This is a genomic window from Desulfosediminicola sp. (assembly GCF_048381775.1).
GTDB classification, from domain to species: Bacteria; Desulfobacterota; Desulfobulbia; order Desulfobulbales; family Desulfocapsaceae; genus Desulfopila; species Desulfopila ganghwensis.
Map to the genome: position 1 here is coordinate 13352 of NZ_JBLXGE010000023.1, position 15282 is coordinate 28633.

Annotated in this window: 13 protein-coding genes and 1 pseudogene; 8 read left to right on the forward strand and 6 right to left on the reverse strand. The window is 48.0% G+C overall.

Annotated features, from left to right (window positions below; translation table 11 throughout):
- Nucleotides 1-703: 703 nt before the first annotated feature.
- From ACN5NT_RS23245 to ACN5NT_RS23255, 3 genes are read left to right on the forward strand one after another with little or no spacing between them, the layout of a single operon-like run.
- A complete protein-coding gene (locus ACN5NT_RS23245) occupies nucleotides 704-985 on the forward strand; it encodes a response regulator (RefSeq protein ID WP_419177065.1) in 282 nt (93 codons plus the stop codon).
- Nucleotides 957-1331, forward strand: a complete 375-nt coding sequence (locus ACN5NT_RS23250) for a SpoIIE family protein phosphatase (protein WP_419177066.1) — start codon at nucleotides 957-959, stop codon at nucleotides 1329-1331. Before ACN5NT_RS23245 ends, ACN5NT_RS23250 begins: the two co-directional genes overlap by 29 nt.
- Nucleotides 1294-3774 (forward strand): glycogen/starch/alpha-glucan phosphorylase, encoded by a 2481-nt coding sequence (locus ACN5NT_RS23255; protein WP_419177067.1) that lies wholly within the window; start codon nucleotides 1294-1296, stop codon nucleotides 3772-3774. Before ACN5NT_RS23250 ends, ACN5NT_RS23255 begins: the two co-directional genes overlap by 38 nt.
- A gap of 243 nt (nucleotides 3775-4017) precedes the next feature.
- Here ACN5NT_RS23255 and ACN5NT_RS23260 read toward each other — a convergent pair whose 3' ends face one another.
- Both ACN5NT_RS23260 and ACN5NT_RS23265 read right to left on the reverse strand, forming a co-directional pair.
- Complete coding sequence (locus ACN5NT_RS23260; RefSeq protein ID WP_419177068.1) at nucleotides 4018-4173, reverse strand: hypothetical protein; 156 nt, start codon at nucleotides 4171-4173, stop codon at nucleotides 4018-4020.
- 313 nt (nucleotides 4174-4486) lie between these two features.
- Complete coding sequence (locus tag ACN5NT_RS23265) at nucleotides 4487-5422, reverse strand: DMT family transporter (protein ID WP_419177069.1); 936 nt, start codon at nucleotides 5420-5422, stop codon at nucleotides 4487-4489.
- A gap of 490 nt (nucleotides 5423-5912) precedes the next feature.
- Here ACN5NT_RS23265 and ACN5NT_RS23270 point away from each other — a divergent pair, with 490 nt between their 5' ends.
- The 5 genes from ACN5NT_RS23270 (at nucleotide 5913) to ACN5NT_RS23290 (ending at nucleotide 11751) form a co-directional block, all read left to right on the forward strand.
- A complete protein-coding gene (locus ACN5NT_RS23270; protein WP_419177070.1) occupies nucleotides 5913-6824 on the forward strand; it encodes a dihydrodipicolinate synthase family protein in 912 nt (303 codons plus the stop codon).
- Nucleotides 6825-6947: 123 nt separating this feature from the next.
- A complete protein-coding gene (ilvD, locus tag ACN5NT_RS23275) occupies nucleotides 6948-8636 on the forward strand; it encodes a dihydroxy-acid dehydratase (protein ID WP_419177071.1) in 1689 nt (562 codons plus the stop codon).
- A 109-nt stretch (nucleotides 8637-8745) separates the two neighbouring features.
- Nucleotides 8746-9693, forward strand: coding sequence for a Bug family tripartite tricarboxylate transporter substrate binding protein (locus ACN5NT_RS23280; RefSeq protein WP_167495920.1), 948 nt, complete (start codon nucleotides 8746-8748; stop codon nucleotides 9691-9693).
- Nucleotides 9694-9778: 85 nt separating this feature from the next.
- Complete coding sequence (locus tag ACN5NT_RS23285) at nucleotides 9779-10243, forward strand: tripartite tricarboxylate transporter TctB family protein (protein ID WP_136799785.1); 465 nt, start codon at nucleotides 9779-9781, stop codon at nucleotides 10241-10243.
- Between the two features lie 2 nt (nucleotides 10244-10245).
- Complete coding sequence (locus tag ACN5NT_RS23290; RefSeq protein ID WP_176360057.1) at nucleotides 10246-11751, forward strand: tripartite tricarboxylate transporter permease; 1506 nt, start codon at nucleotides 10246-10248, stop codon at nucleotides 11749-11751.
- A 405-nt stretch (nucleotides 11752-12156) separates the two neighbouring features.
- Here the strand turns inward: ACN5NT_RS23290 and ACN5NT_RS23295 are convergent, their stop codons facing one another.
- The 4 genes and pseudogenes from ACN5NT_RS23295 to ACN5NT_RS23310 form a co-directional block, all read right to left on the reverse strand.
- Nucleotides 12157-13167, reverse strand: coding sequence for a LacI family DNA-binding transcriptional regulator (locus tag ACN5NT_RS23295; RefSeq protein WP_136799784.1), 1011 nt, complete (start codon nucleotides 13165-13167; stop codon nucleotides 12157-12159).
- 202 nt (nucleotides 13168-13369) lie between these two features.
- Nucleotides 13370-14203 (reverse strand): nickel pincer cofactor biosynthesis protein LarB, encoded by an 834-nt coding sequence (gene larB / locus ACN5NT_RS23300; protein ID WP_136799783.1) that lies wholly within the window; start codon nucleotides 14201-14203, stop codon nucleotides 13370-13372.
- A gap of 294 nt (nucleotides 14204-14497) precedes the next feature.
- Nucleotides 14498-14725: a MoaD/ThiS family protein gene (locus ACN5NT_RS23305; protein ID WP_167495919.1), complete on the reverse strand. Its 228-nt coding sequence runs from the start codon at nucleotides 14723-14725 to the stop codon at nucleotides 14498-14500.
- A 420-nt stretch (nucleotides 14726-15145) separates the two neighbouring features.
- Nucleotides 15146-15282: pseudogene (locus ACN5NT_RS23310) on the reverse strand (UxaA family hydrolase); the annotation flags it as partial.

The following is a 15282-nucleotide window of genomic DNA, read 5'->3' on the forward strand; positions in this document are numbered from 1 at the left end:
GAGTTGAAAGATATGTGATCGGAACTATTGAAGTTGCCATAATGATTTTAACACTTGTGGAGCCACCCCGGTTACTCTTAAAAAGGGCAGATGCTCTGCTATATAAGGCAAAAGCAAAAGGCAGAAAATGTTTCGAATATTAAGCTCACTACACCGGAGTCTCGTTGAAATTACATTAATTTCAAGTAACAGCCGCTACCGTAATCCACCAGAAGATATCGCTGTTAACCATCTCTTCAACCTGCAATGCAGTTCAATACCACTTGAACTAACAGCTTCAAAACGATAGGCAGCATGCCCAGCAATCCGACAAAAAGGCACGCTCTGCTGCCGGGTACGATATCCACATAGCCAACCCTGTTTCGAAAAAAGCGCTGCTTGAAGCAATTCACTCCCCAACCAGCCAACCTGCCAATAAATTATCAGGCAAAGCTGACCTCTCGGGTCAATGATCTCAACTGCCAACTATTATGCCAAGTTCTATCTTTCTATATAGATAATCTCACGAAACAACAGATGATATTTTTGAAAGAATTATCCTAAAAATACGTTTTGTCGTCTTTACTTACATTATCGGGAGAGTCTGAAAAAACACAAATAACCCAGCCACTACAGTTGAATTTTTCTAGCCGTCCACGCATACTTGCAAAGAGGTAATAATCAAATTCGTCAACTGAATTTTCCTGCTCGGGAGAAATGCAACATGAAACGAATCCTCATTGTTGATGACAGCAGGAATCACAGGAATCAATTGACGATTATCCTGAAAAAACATGGCTACGAGCTGATTGAAGCAGAAAATGGTGAACAAGCAATTGAAATTCCACCTAAAATGTACGTCGATTTCATTCTGTTGGACGTGACCATGCCTGTTATAGATGGCTACCAGACCTGCGAGATACGTAATTACCAGGAACCAACCCAGGCGGTGCTTATCAATTTCCTTTCAGCCAAGAATGAAATATCTCATCGAACGTTTAGATAAATACTTTACCACCGTTTATAACCTGCTCAATACCAGGACTGGTGACCTGCGTTATGCGAACTCGGCACATCCTACACCTATTCTTGATCCTTATAAATCCGGCAATCTCGATCAACTCGAAGCCGGAGGGTCCAGCTCTATCGGTATGGGCAACATCGTTCCATTCGCGCCGGGAGAGACGGTGCCTGAACCCGATAACATGCTCTGCCTCTATGCCAATGGAATTGTAGAATATGCATTCCAGTCATATTCTTGTCAGCAATTCCGCTTATACGGTAAAACGCGAACCTTAACCTCAAGGAGCAGCTATGCAAACAACGCGGAAACAGCCCTTACCGGCCGGTAAAAAATCGGCCACCGACGTTGCTGCCTTCAGGGAAAAAATATTGCATTACCTTAAGTTCACCTGCGGTAAATCACAACAGGAAGCGTCCAGTAAGGATATCACCCATGCCCTCTCGCTGGCAATCCGCGAAGATCTCATCAACGGTATGATCGATACCAGCGATCGATACCACCAGAAAAAAGCCAAACGGTTATACTATCTCTCCATGGAATTCCTGGTAGGCCGTTCACTCGGCAACAACCTGTTCAACCTTGAGGTATTCGACCTTGCCGAGAACGCCCTGAGGCAGATAGGGGTTGATCTCGAAGAAATCCGGGAACATGAAACGGACGCTGCCCTCGGCAATGGTGGCCTGGGCAGACTTGCAGCCTGTTTTCTCGACTCACTGGCCACAATGGACATGCCCGGTTACGGCTATGGCCTCAATTATGAGTTCGGACTTTTCAGGCAGGAAATAGCAAACGGCTACCAGCGCGAAAAACCTGGCAGGTGGGATGGGGAAAACAGCCCGTGGCTGATTACCAGATCCAGCGAGTTCTGTATGATACCGGTCTACGGCAAAATCGATCATAGTCTCCACACCGGAGAAGACTACAACCCGGTGTGGCTCGATTGGCAATTGATAGTCGGTGTCCCCCACGACATGCCTATCGTCGGCTACGGTGGGAAAACCATAAACTATCTGCGACTCTTCTCCGCCAGAGCCTCTGATGAATTTGATATCCAGATCTTCAACGACGGGGACTACTTCCAGGCCGTCAGTCAAAAAATATCCAGTGAAACCGTCTCTAAAGTGCTCTACCCATCTGATTCGGTTATTCAGGGCAAGGAGTCGAGACTGGTACAGGAGTTTTTTCTGGTCGCCTGCTCTGTGCAGGATATCATCAGAAAGTTCCAGAAAGACCATAGGGATTTCACAAAGCTACCCGAGAAGGTCGCCCTCCACATGAATGATACCCACCCGGCGCTGGCTGTGGCAGAGTTGATGCGTGTGCTGATTGACGAGCACTCCCTTGAATGGGAGACAGCTTGGGATATCACCAGAAAGACCTGTGCCTACACCAACCACACCCTGCTGCCCGAAGCTTTGGAGAAGTGGCCGGTATCGCTCTTTGAGCGGGTCCTCCCCAGGCATCTGCAGATAATTTATGAGATCAATCACCGCTTTCTTGAAGAAGTTAAGGTGAATTTTCCCCACGACGAAAATATCCCAACCCGCATGTCACTTATCGAAGAACAAAGTGGCAAGCAGGTAAATATGGCGCATCTGGCCATAGTTGGTAGCCATTCCATTAACGGTGTCGCCGCCCTACATAGCAATCTGGTTAGAAGCTCGCTGTTTCCTGATTTTGCGACAATGTGGCCCGATCGCTTCAACAACAAGACCAACGGTGTTACCCAGCGCCGCTGGCTGCTTAAAGCCAATCCGGCACTGTCGAAGCTCATCACCGAAACCATTGGGGACGAATGGATTACCAACCTCAAGGTTCTGAAACGTCTCGCCGATTTCGCAACTGACCCAAAATTTCAAAAGAAATTTATGGAGGTCAAGTCTGAGAACAAGAAGCAACTTGCCAAGCTCATTCAGGACAAAGCCAGAGTCAAGGTCAAGCCTGAATCACTTTTTGATATCCAGATAAAGAGAATCCATGAGTATAAAAGGCAATTACTCAACGTTCTCTGCATTATCCATTCTTATCTCAACATCATAGAAGATAAGGCACCCCTAGAGGTACCGCGCACCCATATTTTTGCAGGCAAGGCTGCGCCCGGCTATGCCATGGCGAAGCTGATTATTAAGTTGATTAATAGTGTCGGCCAGGTAGTCAATAACGATAAGCGGGCGCAAAAATATCTTAAAGTTGTGATGCTGCCTGATTATTGTGTATCCCTTGCCGAGAAAATCATCCCGGCAGCGGATCTCAGTGAGCAAATCTCCATTGCCGGTATGGAAGCTTCCGGGACTGGCAACATGAAACTCACCCTGAATGGCGCTCTCACCATTGGCACCCTGGACGGTGCGAATATCGAAATCATGGAAGAAGTTGGCCGGGACAACATTTTTATTTTCGGCCTTGAGGTCGAAGACATAGAAAAAATGCGTAGTGAAAACAGCTACAATCCGTGGGACTACTATGCAAACAATCCGAATATCAGGCGGGTAATGGACGCATTAAGCAGTGATATGTTCAGCCAGGAGAGGCCAGGCCTGTTCAATGACATCTACAACTCGATCATGTATGGCGGTGACTTCTATTGCCACTTGGCCGACCTTCAAAGTTATATATTCACCCAGCAACAGGTGAGTGAACTCTACGCAAAGCCACAGCAATGGGCTGAAAAAGCCATTCTGAATGTGGCCAGGGTTGGTAAATTCTCATCAGATCGAACAATTGAGGAATATGCCAGAGAAATCTGGAATCTCAAATCTGTAACAAAATAGGCTACTACCATCTCAGGCAAGAGAGTACAGGAGGCGGCTTTCCCCGCTTCCTGTAATTTTCAATTTCTGGTTACCATATAAACTCAGCAAAAACTCGCCAGGATTCAGGCTGCGGGCATATAGGCTGTGTACGCGGCTTGCCACCTCGAAAGCCGGCACATATTTCGTAATTCGCCACTTCTTTGCCTTTCCCCCAAAAACCTGCTCAAGAGCTGGGAACTCATCGCTGTCGATCCTGCGAATTCAGTCACCAATCGTGCATGGTCGCTGTATTCCCGTACAAGTGATACCTCGTTCAAATTTTTCCATCAGGCCAGGCAGAGACTCTTCTTCAATACCACTGGTCATAATCTGGTTGAGAATAGCCCCAATCCGTTTGATTTCTTCATCGCCTGACATGGAGCTTTGAACACGAATTACCAGACGACCCCGGAACGTGTACTGTTCTAAGCCTGTCACAAGATAAGTTTTTTTTAATACTCAGAAGAAAATTATAGTATTGGAAATACGGCTGGAGTCTCATGGAAAGGAACCACACCCATATAATATGCGTGTACTATCCTTATACCAACGGCCCAAATAGATATGTAAAAGTCGCGAAACGCCCCTCAGGCTGGTGTGGGCAAGAGCATAGGAAAGATGCCGGAACAACAGCATCACTATTTAACGCCTGCTCTTATTTTTTATGGTATTTCCTGCAAATTAAGCACGTTCACTTTTCCCAGATTGTCGCCAGTACGGCTACAATAATGAGGGCGGCACCCATATAACCAACAATTGAGAAGTACTCACCAAAGAAGATGAAGGCGGTCACTGCAGCGACTACAGGTTCCAAAGTGGCAACGATAGATGCCCTGCCCGCCTCCAGATAGCGAATGCCCTGGTAATAAAAAATATTTGCAATAAAGGTTGAAACAACGGCAAGACCAACCAGAGCCAACCATGCCTCAGTCGTCTTCGGGACAAATTCAACAAAAGGCAAAATCCCCATGGCTCCAATCGGCAGAAGATACATGAACAGATTGGCAGATGTATACTTACCAGAAAAGTGCTTACCGATGGTATAGTACAGCGAGTAGCAAAAGCCGGAAGCAAGACCAGAGATTAAGGCAACAAAGCCGATAGAAACCGAACCTCCCCCGGTGCCGCCAGACTTGGAGATCAAAAATACTCCGGAGATTACCAGTGCCACAGCTGTAAGTTTGATCGTAGTCAGCTTTTCACGATAAAAGAAGTATGAACAGATCACTACCCAGGCTGGGGCTGTGTAGAGCAACACCGATGCAAGCGCGACACCGCCCGTCTTAACCGCATACTGGTAAGAAATATAGAATAGTGAAATACCCAACAGGGCGAATATTGAAAGTAGCGGCAGATCTTTAGGGTCTATACGCATCTGCCGTAAGCAGAGAGCCTGAAAAGTAAAGCAGCCCCAGGCAATAACAGCGCGCCAAAAAGCCACTTCCATTGGCTGGATGCCCTGGGAAAACGCCAAACCTGAAAAAACACCAATCAGCCCCCAGCAAATGGCAGCTGCAATAATAAAGAAATATCCTGTAATCATCGCAACATCTTTACCACACAACGGACGGTCGGCAAGAAAAATCGTTTCCTCTGCCTTTTTCAGGTTCTTTTCTCCCTTATTCAAATAACCAAGATGATTTTGTTACTAATTTTTAGTATCGATCAAAAACCGCAATCAAGGAAACCTTGTTTCCTCACCCTGCCTGAATTGAAAGCTTTTTCGGCCAATGTGTTTTCAGTAACATCCTGATTGTACGTCAGCAACAATCTGCCTGGAAATTTTCAGACCATTTCCCTACACTAGCACACGCATATTTTTTCAAATTGAATCCGCACATTACAGAAATGTAATACTACTCACTTCATCTTTCATCACCCCTTTTTATCGTGTTTTACGTTTCACAAAACCGCAATACACGAGCACGTTTCTTACATGTTCACGTGAACATTTTTATTGACCTTAACAAAGTCTTAAGGTAACAATGGGCCAATGTTCACGTGAACATTTTGAAACAACAGCCGCTTCCTACTTTCGGCCAGAAAAATAAACCTTGGTTTCAAAAATGCTCACAGATAAGAAGTAGTACCATTTAACCAAATTGAAGGACACTACAGTGAAAGGAATAATTACAGCAGGTTTCACATTTTGGGATGCTAATGGCGTACTTGATGCTGAGGCAACAAAGGCATACTGCGATTTTCAGGTAAAAGCCGGAGTAGACGGCCTTTTCATCATTGGCTCAACTGGTGAATTCGCGACTATGGATGTTGCAACCAGAAAGCAGGCTGCCGAAATGTACAAGAAAGCGCTCGATAGTCGCCTGCCTCTTATAATACACACCGGTGCTCTCCTGCCTGAAGAGGCTTTTGAACTCACGGAGCACGCTGCTGCTCTCGGTGCTGATGCCGTTGCAGCGGTTCCCCCATTTTATTACCCATACGATCAGGATGCGCTTTTTGCATACTTCTCTCAGCTTGCGGTAAAAGCCGGTGACACTCCGGTTTATCTTTACAACTTCCCTGCTGCCGCAAAGAACGATCTGCCACCTGTGCTGGTTAAGCGCCTCATGGACGCCCACAGCAACATAGCCGGCGTAAAAGATACCTCTCAGGACTACACCAGATACGTTGACTACACTGACATTCTCGGCAAAAACGCTACGGTATTCATGGGTTCTGACGCCATGCTCCTTGCCGCTCTGGTAATGGGCGGAGCCGGTTGTGTTACTGCAACCGCGGCCTGCTTCCCTGAGGTAATGGTTGACATCAAGAAAGAGTATGAAGCAGGCAACCTCGAACGTGCCCGCGAACTCCAGTTGCTGGCAAGCCGGTTACGCCTGCTTTTCGGAAAAGCGCCCGGATTGCCGATCCGTAAAGCTGGTCTTGTAATGCGAGGTTTCAATTCTCCTCTCGTACACTTCCCTATGAGGCAGCTCAAGGGAAGCGAATTCGAACAGTTTGCCATCGCAGTCAGAGCTCTTGAGAAGGAATTCTCATACACTCTTACTGCCCCAATCAACGAGTAATCTACAGAAAAAACTGTCAATTGATCTTCATGGTGGCCCCACCCCCTTTGTTTTACATTCCCCCCTGGGTCACCATGAAGATCATTGTTGAGATAAACCCTGTTATTACCCGGAGTAAACACAATGGATTTCATATATAAAGACCCTAAATACCGCAGTGCCGCTGTCGTCAATGGTATCACCATGGGTGGTCCCAGAGCTCACCTTAAAGGCATGGGCGCAGATACTGACGATTTGGGCAAACCTTTCATTGGCATCGTAAATTCGTTCAATGAGATGCACCCCGGCCACATCCACTTCCGCCGTCTCGTAGACAGAATTCGAGACGGTGTCCACCAGGCCGGGGGCATCCCATTCGAATTTGGCTGTTTAGCCCTTTGTGATAGCTTTTCCCAGGGCAACGAAGGGATGTGTTATGTACTGCCAAGCCGTGAACATATCGCTGACTCCATAGAAATCACCGCCGAGGCTCAGCGACTTGACGGGCTTGTATTTGTTGCCGGTTGCGATAAAATCGTACCTGCAATGCTGATGGCCATGATGCGGCTGAACTTGCCAAGTGTTATGGTAACCGGTGGCCCAATGCTGCCTGGCCGTCACGACGGACGCCTCTGTGCTACCTACGAGTTGAAGGAAGCGGCGGGACGTCTGAAAAAAGGCGAAATCGACAAAGATGAGTTTCTGCTGATGGAGGACCGTCTCTCTCCCGGTCCTGGCTCCTGTGCAATGATGGGCACCGCGAACTCCATGTCTGTTGCAGCGGAAGCCCTTGGCGTCACCCTGCCTGGCACCGCCACCGTTCATGCGGTAATGGGCCAGAAGCTCCGGGACGCAAAAACAAGCGGAAAGCTTGTTGTCAAACTGGTCGAAGAAGATACCAAGCCCCTCGATTTCGTTACCAAGGATTCATTCGATAACTGTCTCAAAACCCTTCTTGCAGTTGGCGGGTCTACCAACCTGACCTTGCACATGCCTGCCATCGCCCATGAGGCCGGGATGAACCTGACTCTCGAAGAGATTGACAGAATCAGTAGCGAAACACCATACCTCGCCAAAGTCAAACCTTCAGGCTCACATACCCTGTTGGATCTCGACGATGCCGGAGGTATTCAGGCGGTGATGAAAGAGTTGGGAAGCAAACTCAATACCGGGGTCAAAGATGTTCTGGGCCAGACCCTGGCAGAGAGATTTGCCAAAGCAATCAACAGCAACAGTGAAGTAATTCGTTCTATTGATCGCGCGTACTCCCCACAAGGCAGCCTGGCAGTACTGAAAGGCAACCTGGCACCACTGGGTAGTGTTGTGAAGCAAAGCGGTGTAGCCGAGTCCATGATGGTGCACTCTGGCCCGGCCCGCTGTTTTACTTCAGAAGAGGAAACCATCGAAGCAATTCTATCAGGTCAGATCACCCCCGGCGATGTTATCGTTATCCGCTACGAGGGTCCGAAAGGCGGCCCTGGCATGCGCGAAATGCTTACCGCTACCGGTGCCCTGGTCGGCGTCGGCCTGAGTGATTCTGTCGCTCTTGTTACCGATGGTCGCTTTTCCGGAGCAACACGCGGCCCATGCATTGGACACATTTCACCAGAAGCTGCCGCAGATGGCCCCATTGCAGCAATTGTCGATGGTGACATGATTCACATAGATATTCCCAAACGCACCCTTAATGTAGACCTGACTCCTGAGCAGATTGAAGAACGTCTCAAGGCTTGTGTGGCTCCACCACTCAAGGTCCAAAATGCGGAAAAAGGTGTGTTGGGCAGATACGCCCGTAATGTAGGTTCTGCTCATCTTGGAGCTATCCTGCGCTAGAAGCCATTTCGAGGTAACTATTTTATTTCATTTTTTTTGATGATTAGAGAAAATGGTTATTCTTCTAAAAACTCATTGTGTAAAGCTATTACAATCCAAAGAGGACAAAATGAAATTGAGTAAAAATCTTTTTTCCGCCCTCCTTGCAGTACTCCTGGTGGCCGTGTTCAGTACCGCTCACGCCTACCCTAAGCGCACCATCACCATGGTGGTTCCATTTGGCGCTGGCGGCGGCACTGACACTCTCGCCCGTGGTTTCGCCGAGCTCCTGAGCCAGGAACTCGACCAGACCATTATGATCAGAAACACCTCCGGTGCTTCCGGCACTGTTGGCACTGCCCAGGTTGCAAATGCCAGAAAAGACGGTTACACCATCGGCCTTATCCCGATCGGCCCGATGGCTACCCAGCCGCACTTGAACAAGCTTCCATACGGACTTGATTCCTGGGAGTACATCGCCAATATTTACCTCACCCCGCTGGTATTCCTGGTAGATGAAAAGGCACCTTGGAACTCCATCGCTGATATCGCCGAAGATGGTAAGAGCAACCCGAACAAGTATGTATACGGTTCCTCCGGACCAGGCACCACTCCACATATTGCCCAGGTTGCGACCATGCAGGCACTCGGGATTGAAGCTCGTCACATCCCTGACAGCGGTACCGGGCCAGCTATGAAATCTCTTGCTGGTGGCGTTATCCATTTTTTCAGCGACACCCCACCACTGCTTGAGCGTTACGCAGTAAAAGGCCTCGGTGTCTACTCTGACGAACGCCTTCAGGCGTATCCTGAACTCCCTACCATGAAAGAGCAGGGCGTTGATCTGAAGTTCCACGTCTGGGGTGGTCTCGTTGCTCCGAAGGGAACTCCGCAGGAAGTTGTCGATGTACTCGCAGCAGCTACCAAGAAAGTCAGCGAGAGCGCTGAGTTCCAGAAGTTCATGGACAATCTCAAAACAGATATCCGCTACATGGACTCCCAGGAGTTCAAGGCATTCGTCGAGAGCGAATCCGAGGTAATTGGCGGTATCCTCGAGTCTGCTGGCCTGAAGAAATAAAATTATGCCAGGCTGAGATCCTACGATGCATAACCCGGCCGCAAGCCGGGTTATGCATGTCAGCTGGGCATATATGAGGTGACAGATGAAACAACATAAACAAACTGCACTCGGGGTAGTTCTTCTTGTAATGGGAAGTTTCCTGCTCTGGCACACATATGATGCGCAGTATGCACTTGGACAGATAGATATTAAATACGGGATGATGTTTTACCCGAGGATTCTACTGGTCGGCTGGTGCCTGTTGTCCATCGGACTTATCGTCGAGGGTATCCTGCAAAGTCCTAAGAGAGAAAGCGATGAAGTCTTCAATACAAAAACTGTACTCGCTTTTGGCGGCTTAACAGCCGCAGGCATACTTATGCTGGATTACGCCGGTTTCGTTCTGACAGCGATCCCGTTCTTTTTGCTCACAAGTCTGCTCCTTGGATGGCGCAAACCTGTGTCACTCATGATAACAGGAATTCTTTTCCCGCTGGGAACCTGGTATGTGTTTGAAGGAATCATGCGCCTGCCACTTCCCCGCTCAATCTGGTTTACTTGGATCTAAGCATGGACTTCTCATTTATACAACAAGCTGCTGTAGAGGCTTTGAGCTGGCAAAATATGGCCGCTGTGCTCATGGGGTTGATGTGGGGAGTCGTGGTGGGCGCGCTGCCCGGTCTCGGCTCGGTACTGGCTATTACAATGCTGTTACCATTTACCTTCGCCATGGACCAGATCCCTGCGATCAGCATGCTACTCGCCACCTATGCGGGCTCCGTTTACGGTGGTTCCCTTTCAGCAATCATTATTAACACTCCAGGTACACCGCAATCCGCTGCTACCTGCCTTGACGGATATCCGATGGCTCGTCAGGGCAAAGCCGATCTCGCACTCGGCTGGGTCACCATGGCTTCGGTTATTGGCGGTCTTATTGCCTGTGTAATTCTTATTCTGGCAACGCCACAACTGGCAGCTTTTGCGATACGTTTTGGCCCAATTGAAACTTTTGCCCTGATCACTCTAGGACTTGCCTGCGTATCGAGTATTTCCCGGGGTAGCATGATCAAGGGTATGTTCGCTGCTATTCTCGGTCTTATGATTGCCACAGTCGGCCCGGACCCAATCGTTCCTGGCAGCAGATTCACCTTTGGGTTTTTCCAGATCGCCGGCGGCTTCGACCTTATTCCGATTGTTGTCGGTATCTTTGCCCTCTCCGAAGTATTCAACAGAATATACAAAATGGGCAAAGCTGGTGGTGGCGGCGTCGTCATGAACAAAGGCCTCCGCTATCCGAAATGGGCAGACATTAAAATTCGGCTGGGACTGATTGTGAAATCGGCGCTCATGGGGACCGGTATCGGAATTCTTCCCGGTACAGGGGCTGCAACCGCTGCATTTTTAAGTTATGCAGAAGCAAAGCGAAGCTCTCCCCGTAAAGAGAACATGGGGAAAGGTGAGCCTGATGGAATCGTAGCCGCTGAGTCATCAAACAACGCCGTGACCGGTGGTGCGCTTATACCGAGTCTTGCGCTTGGTATTCCAGGTGATGCAGTTACCGCAGTAATGCTGGCAACCCTTACTATTAAGGGAATCACTCCCGGTGTTCGGTTAATGGCCGAAAACCCGGTAACAGTATACTGTGCATTCATCGCCCTCATTATGGCAAATCTCATGCTGCCGCTCGCAGGTTGGGCGAGTGCGAAAGGCTTCTCCAGACTGTTACGAACTCCTGAAGCTCTCTTGCTCGCATGTGTTTCGCTGTTCTGCATTGTCGGTACCTATACCGTGAACTCAATGGTGATTGACCTCTGGGTAATGCTCGGAGCCGGCATTCTCGGATTTTTCATGAGAATCTTCGGTATTCCTGTTGCTGCCCTGGTCATCGGCCTTGTTCTCGGACCACAATTCGAGCTCAGTCTCCGACAGGGGTTGATCGTAACCAACGACAACTTCGCTACATTCTTCAGTTTCAATCATCCGATCGCCTTGTTCTTTTTTGGCCTCACAGCTCTCATGCTGTTCTGGCCGCTGATCAGAAAAGTACGAGAACAGAGAACAGCTTCAGACGCTTAATCGCCTGGAAGAATAACATCCCCCAGGCGGTCTGTCCCCACCATATAAACAGACCACCTATCTTCCAGCTCTCTGAGATCAAAAATAAAAAAGCCACCAATCAGAAATTTCTGATTGGTGGCTTTTTTATTTTCAAGACAGATCTGCGTTGAGAAACACTCATTGTCAGGTTCTAGCCCGAATTTCTCATCAAGAAAGTTTTTCGCAGATCAAGACACTAGCCGTGGAGCTGTAATAAGTTACCGCCCATGGCCTGTAACGAAGGCTCTGCGACTCTCTTGACCCACAGGGTGACCTTTTTTGACTTGAAACGAAAAGCACTCTGATTTTTAAACGATTCAAGCGATTCAGTGTTGCCAACCATTTGAGCTTCAATTTTAAAAGGTCATGGGAAAGGTGGGTTAATCAGGCACTCCCGCCATCTATGATGGTAAAACCCACATCCTCATGCACAGCTACAGGTTTACGGCCAATCTGGGTCATCAGTAACTCGGCGGCACGTTTTCCCATATAGCCAAATCGTGCTTCTACCGTAGTGAGTTTCGGATAAATTGCCTTGGCGATTTCAAGTCCACCAAAACCACTGACACCGATATCATCACCAAATATCAATCCCCTGGATTGGATTTCCATCATGGCGCCAACTGCGAGTATATCGCTGGCTGCGTAAATGATATCGACCTTGTCGCCTTTAGCCAGTGCCTGCTCGGCGAGCGCCCTTCCTACTGCATAGCTTGTTCTTTCCTGTCCACCGGAAATGAGTACAGGTTCGCCTACCCCCATCTCTTTTACAGCTTTCTGCATCCCTTCCAGACGCATCCGCGCCCGGAGATCATGTTCCAGCCTGGTTCCGGCAAAGGCAAACTTTCTGTAACCTTTTTTGATAAGATGACAGGCGAGCTCATAGCCCGCCTGTCTATGATCGCAATCTACTGCGATATTGATAGGCTTATCCTGCTGACCGATGACCTGAGCCACAGGAATATTAGCACTCGTCAGCCATTCCCTTGCCTGTTCCGACAAGCTCGCTCCGGCGAGGATCATACCGGCTGGGGACCAGCCGAGAAAGGTATGAATCAGCTTGTCCTCCTGATCCTGGCTGTAAAATGTACTCCCCAGAAGTACCTGATAACCGTTTGCGCCAAGTGTATCAGTAATTTCGTGAATAAGATCGCTGAAAACAGCATTGCCAAGTTGCGGCATTATCACCGGCACAATTGGCGTATACGATGAAACCAGTGCACCGGCTATGATATTCGGTTGATAATCAAGCGCACGCATCGCGGCATGTACCCGTTCCGTAAGTGTATTAGACACTTTATTGGGGCTCCGGATGACCCTTGATACAGTGGTATGGCTTACACCAGCCTTCTTCGCCACATCTAGAATAGTGGCACGATTTAACTTTGTTGTCACAATCTCAACTCAAGTTGAATAATACGATCTCTAGTTTTGAATTACCTTGCTCTGCAACCTGATCACAGCTCCCGGCCAGCACCAAAGAGCACATTGTGCGTCTTTTGTCGTATGGGGTTTACTCTGATTTATGCAGAAAATCAACTTATCGGAAATATAGGACATTTTACAGGCTCGAAAAACTTGCCCCTGTAGGAGAGACTTAACCTCTGCAACCGCCGGTGGAACGATGTGCACCCATACAACTGCTTTCATCAGGTATTGATGAACTCTTTTTTTCACCGCGCTCAATCTGACGAATGATGGATGATGCCAGATAGCCTGCACCAAAGCCATTGTCGATGTTTACGACACCTATACCGCTGGCACAACTGTTCAACATGGCAAGCAACGACGCCAACCCATCAAAATGGGCACCATAGCCGATTGAGGTTGGCACGGCGATAACAGGACAATCGACAAGACCGCCAACCACACTTGGCAAGGCCCCTTCCATTCCGGCCACCGCAATTATTACACTTGCCTCATCAAGCAAGGTTCGTCTGGCAAGTAGACGGTGTATACCGGCTACTCCCACGTCATACAGGCGAATTACCTGGCAACCGAGAACTTCCGCTGTGAGCGCAGCCTCTTCGGCAACGGGCACATCAGAGGTGCCGCCTGTGGCAATCAGCAATTTTGATTTTGACTTTTGATAAGGTTGCTGTCTGTAGATGAGTACTCTGGCTGATTCACTGTAAATTACATCATCATGAAGAGAGGCTGTCGCCTCATACATTTCACTGGTTACCCTGGTTGCGAGAACATTTACGCCTTTTGACAAAAGCACTTTTACAATAGCCTCGAACTGTTCAATCGTTTTCCCCTGGCCATAAATCACCTCAGGATAGCCCGTACGTAAATGCCGATGATGATCTATGTTGGCGAACCCAAGATCTTCGTAAGGAAGATGTTTAAGTTCCCCCATAGCGGCATCAATCTCTATAGTGCCGTTCTGAACTTTTTTAAGAATATCCTGAATTGTTTTTTCGTACATATCGTGGGTAATTCCCCTCTTTTTCACCGACAAACCTTTGCCAGATATATCAAACCTGAGAAGTGTAAGGGTGGCGTAATCATACTCGTCAACCAGGAAGCTCGGAAAAAACTTTTCTAACCTGGAACGTCCCGTTACCGGAAAACAAAATCTCCCCAGAGTGTAATCATTATCTTAGGGAAATGGGCTGTTTTTTTCATATATTACCCCGATCCTTGTTGTTGCAAACGAAAAAATCCCGACAGAAGCGATATTCTTCTGCCGGGATTAAAAACTCTAGTGAAATCATTTGAATCAACCGCCGCCAATCGCAGGCATGAACGTTACCCTGTCACCATCAGCTAACTCCTGCTCAAAGGTGCTACTTCGCCTATTCACATATATACCTTCAACTTCATGATCCTTAATTTCAATCAGCGCCAGTAGCGATTGAATATTAGCCGGCTCCTCCAATGAAAGAGTCTTCTCATGAAACCGATTGTTCTGCAGAATGGAAATCAGACAAACGTCAACTTGTATCACAGCTACCTCCTGTGTACCGATAAAGACCCGATTACTTCATAAAACAAGGTAATTGCTTCAATAGTATTGAGCGCATTATGCATTACTCAAAAGGAGCAGCTCAATCTGCATTAAATTGCGACTCTTATTGAGAGGAATTCTTTTACTCATTTGCCCGAAGTAAGAAATAATACAACCGAATACTCCAACTGAACAGAATGACAATATACTCAATTGATCTGCTATATGGCAATAGATTATCGCCAGGATTATTCTATATTTTTATCAATTTAATATCGTGGGAACCGTGTCGTTAAAGGGATTCGAGATGAGTTGAAAACAAGAAGAAAATCGGGATAAGTTAAAACACTTTCAGCCGACCCGTCAAGAACAGACGGACCGGCTGAAAGAAGAGAGGTGTAAGCGTAATACTATCTCTACTTATGCAGACTCGTAGAGCTTGGTCATGATGAACTCACGATGACCCAGAGCCTCGGCAGCGGTCAGACGACCGTTTGCGGTGCGAACCATCATGTCGAGAAGCTTGTCGCCGGCCTCGTCCATGTTCATCTCGCGGC

Coding starts and splice junctions, on each gene's coding strand:
- ACN5NT_RS23245 (WP_419177065.1), top strand. CDS start 704: ATGAAACGAATCCTCATTGTTGATGACAGCAGGAATCACAGGAATCAA.
- ACN5NT_RS23280 (WP_167495920.1), top strand. CDS start 8,746: ATGAAATTGAGTAAAAATCTTTTTTCCGCCCTCCTTGCAGTACTCCTG.
- ilvD (WP_419177071.1), top strand. CDS start 6,948: ATGGATTTCATATATAAAGACCCTAAATACCGCAGTGCCGCTGTCGTC.
- ACN5NT_RS23250 (WP_419177066.1), top strand. CDS start 957: ATGAAATATCTCATCGAACGTTTAGATAAATACTTTACCACCGTTTAT.
- ACN5NT_RS23255 (WP_419177067.1), top strand. CDS start 1,294: ATGCAAACAACGCGGAAACAGCCCTTACCGGCCGGTAAAAAATCGGCC.
- ACN5NT_RS23290 (WP_176360057.1), top strand. CDS start 10,246: ATGGACTTCTCATTTATACAACAAGCTGCTGTAGAGGCTTTGAGCTGG.
- ACN5NT_RS23285 (WP_136799785.1), top strand. CDS start 9,779: ATGAAACAACATAAACAAACTGCACTCGGGGTAGTTCTTCTTGTAATG.
- larB (WP_136799783.1), bottom strand. CDS start 14,203: ATGTACGAAAAAACAATTCAGGATATTCTTAAAAAAGTTCAGAACGGC.
- ACN5NT_RS23260 (WP_419177068.1), bottom strand. CDS start 4,173: ATGTCAGGCGATGAAGAAATCAAACGGATTGGGGCTATTCTCAACCAG.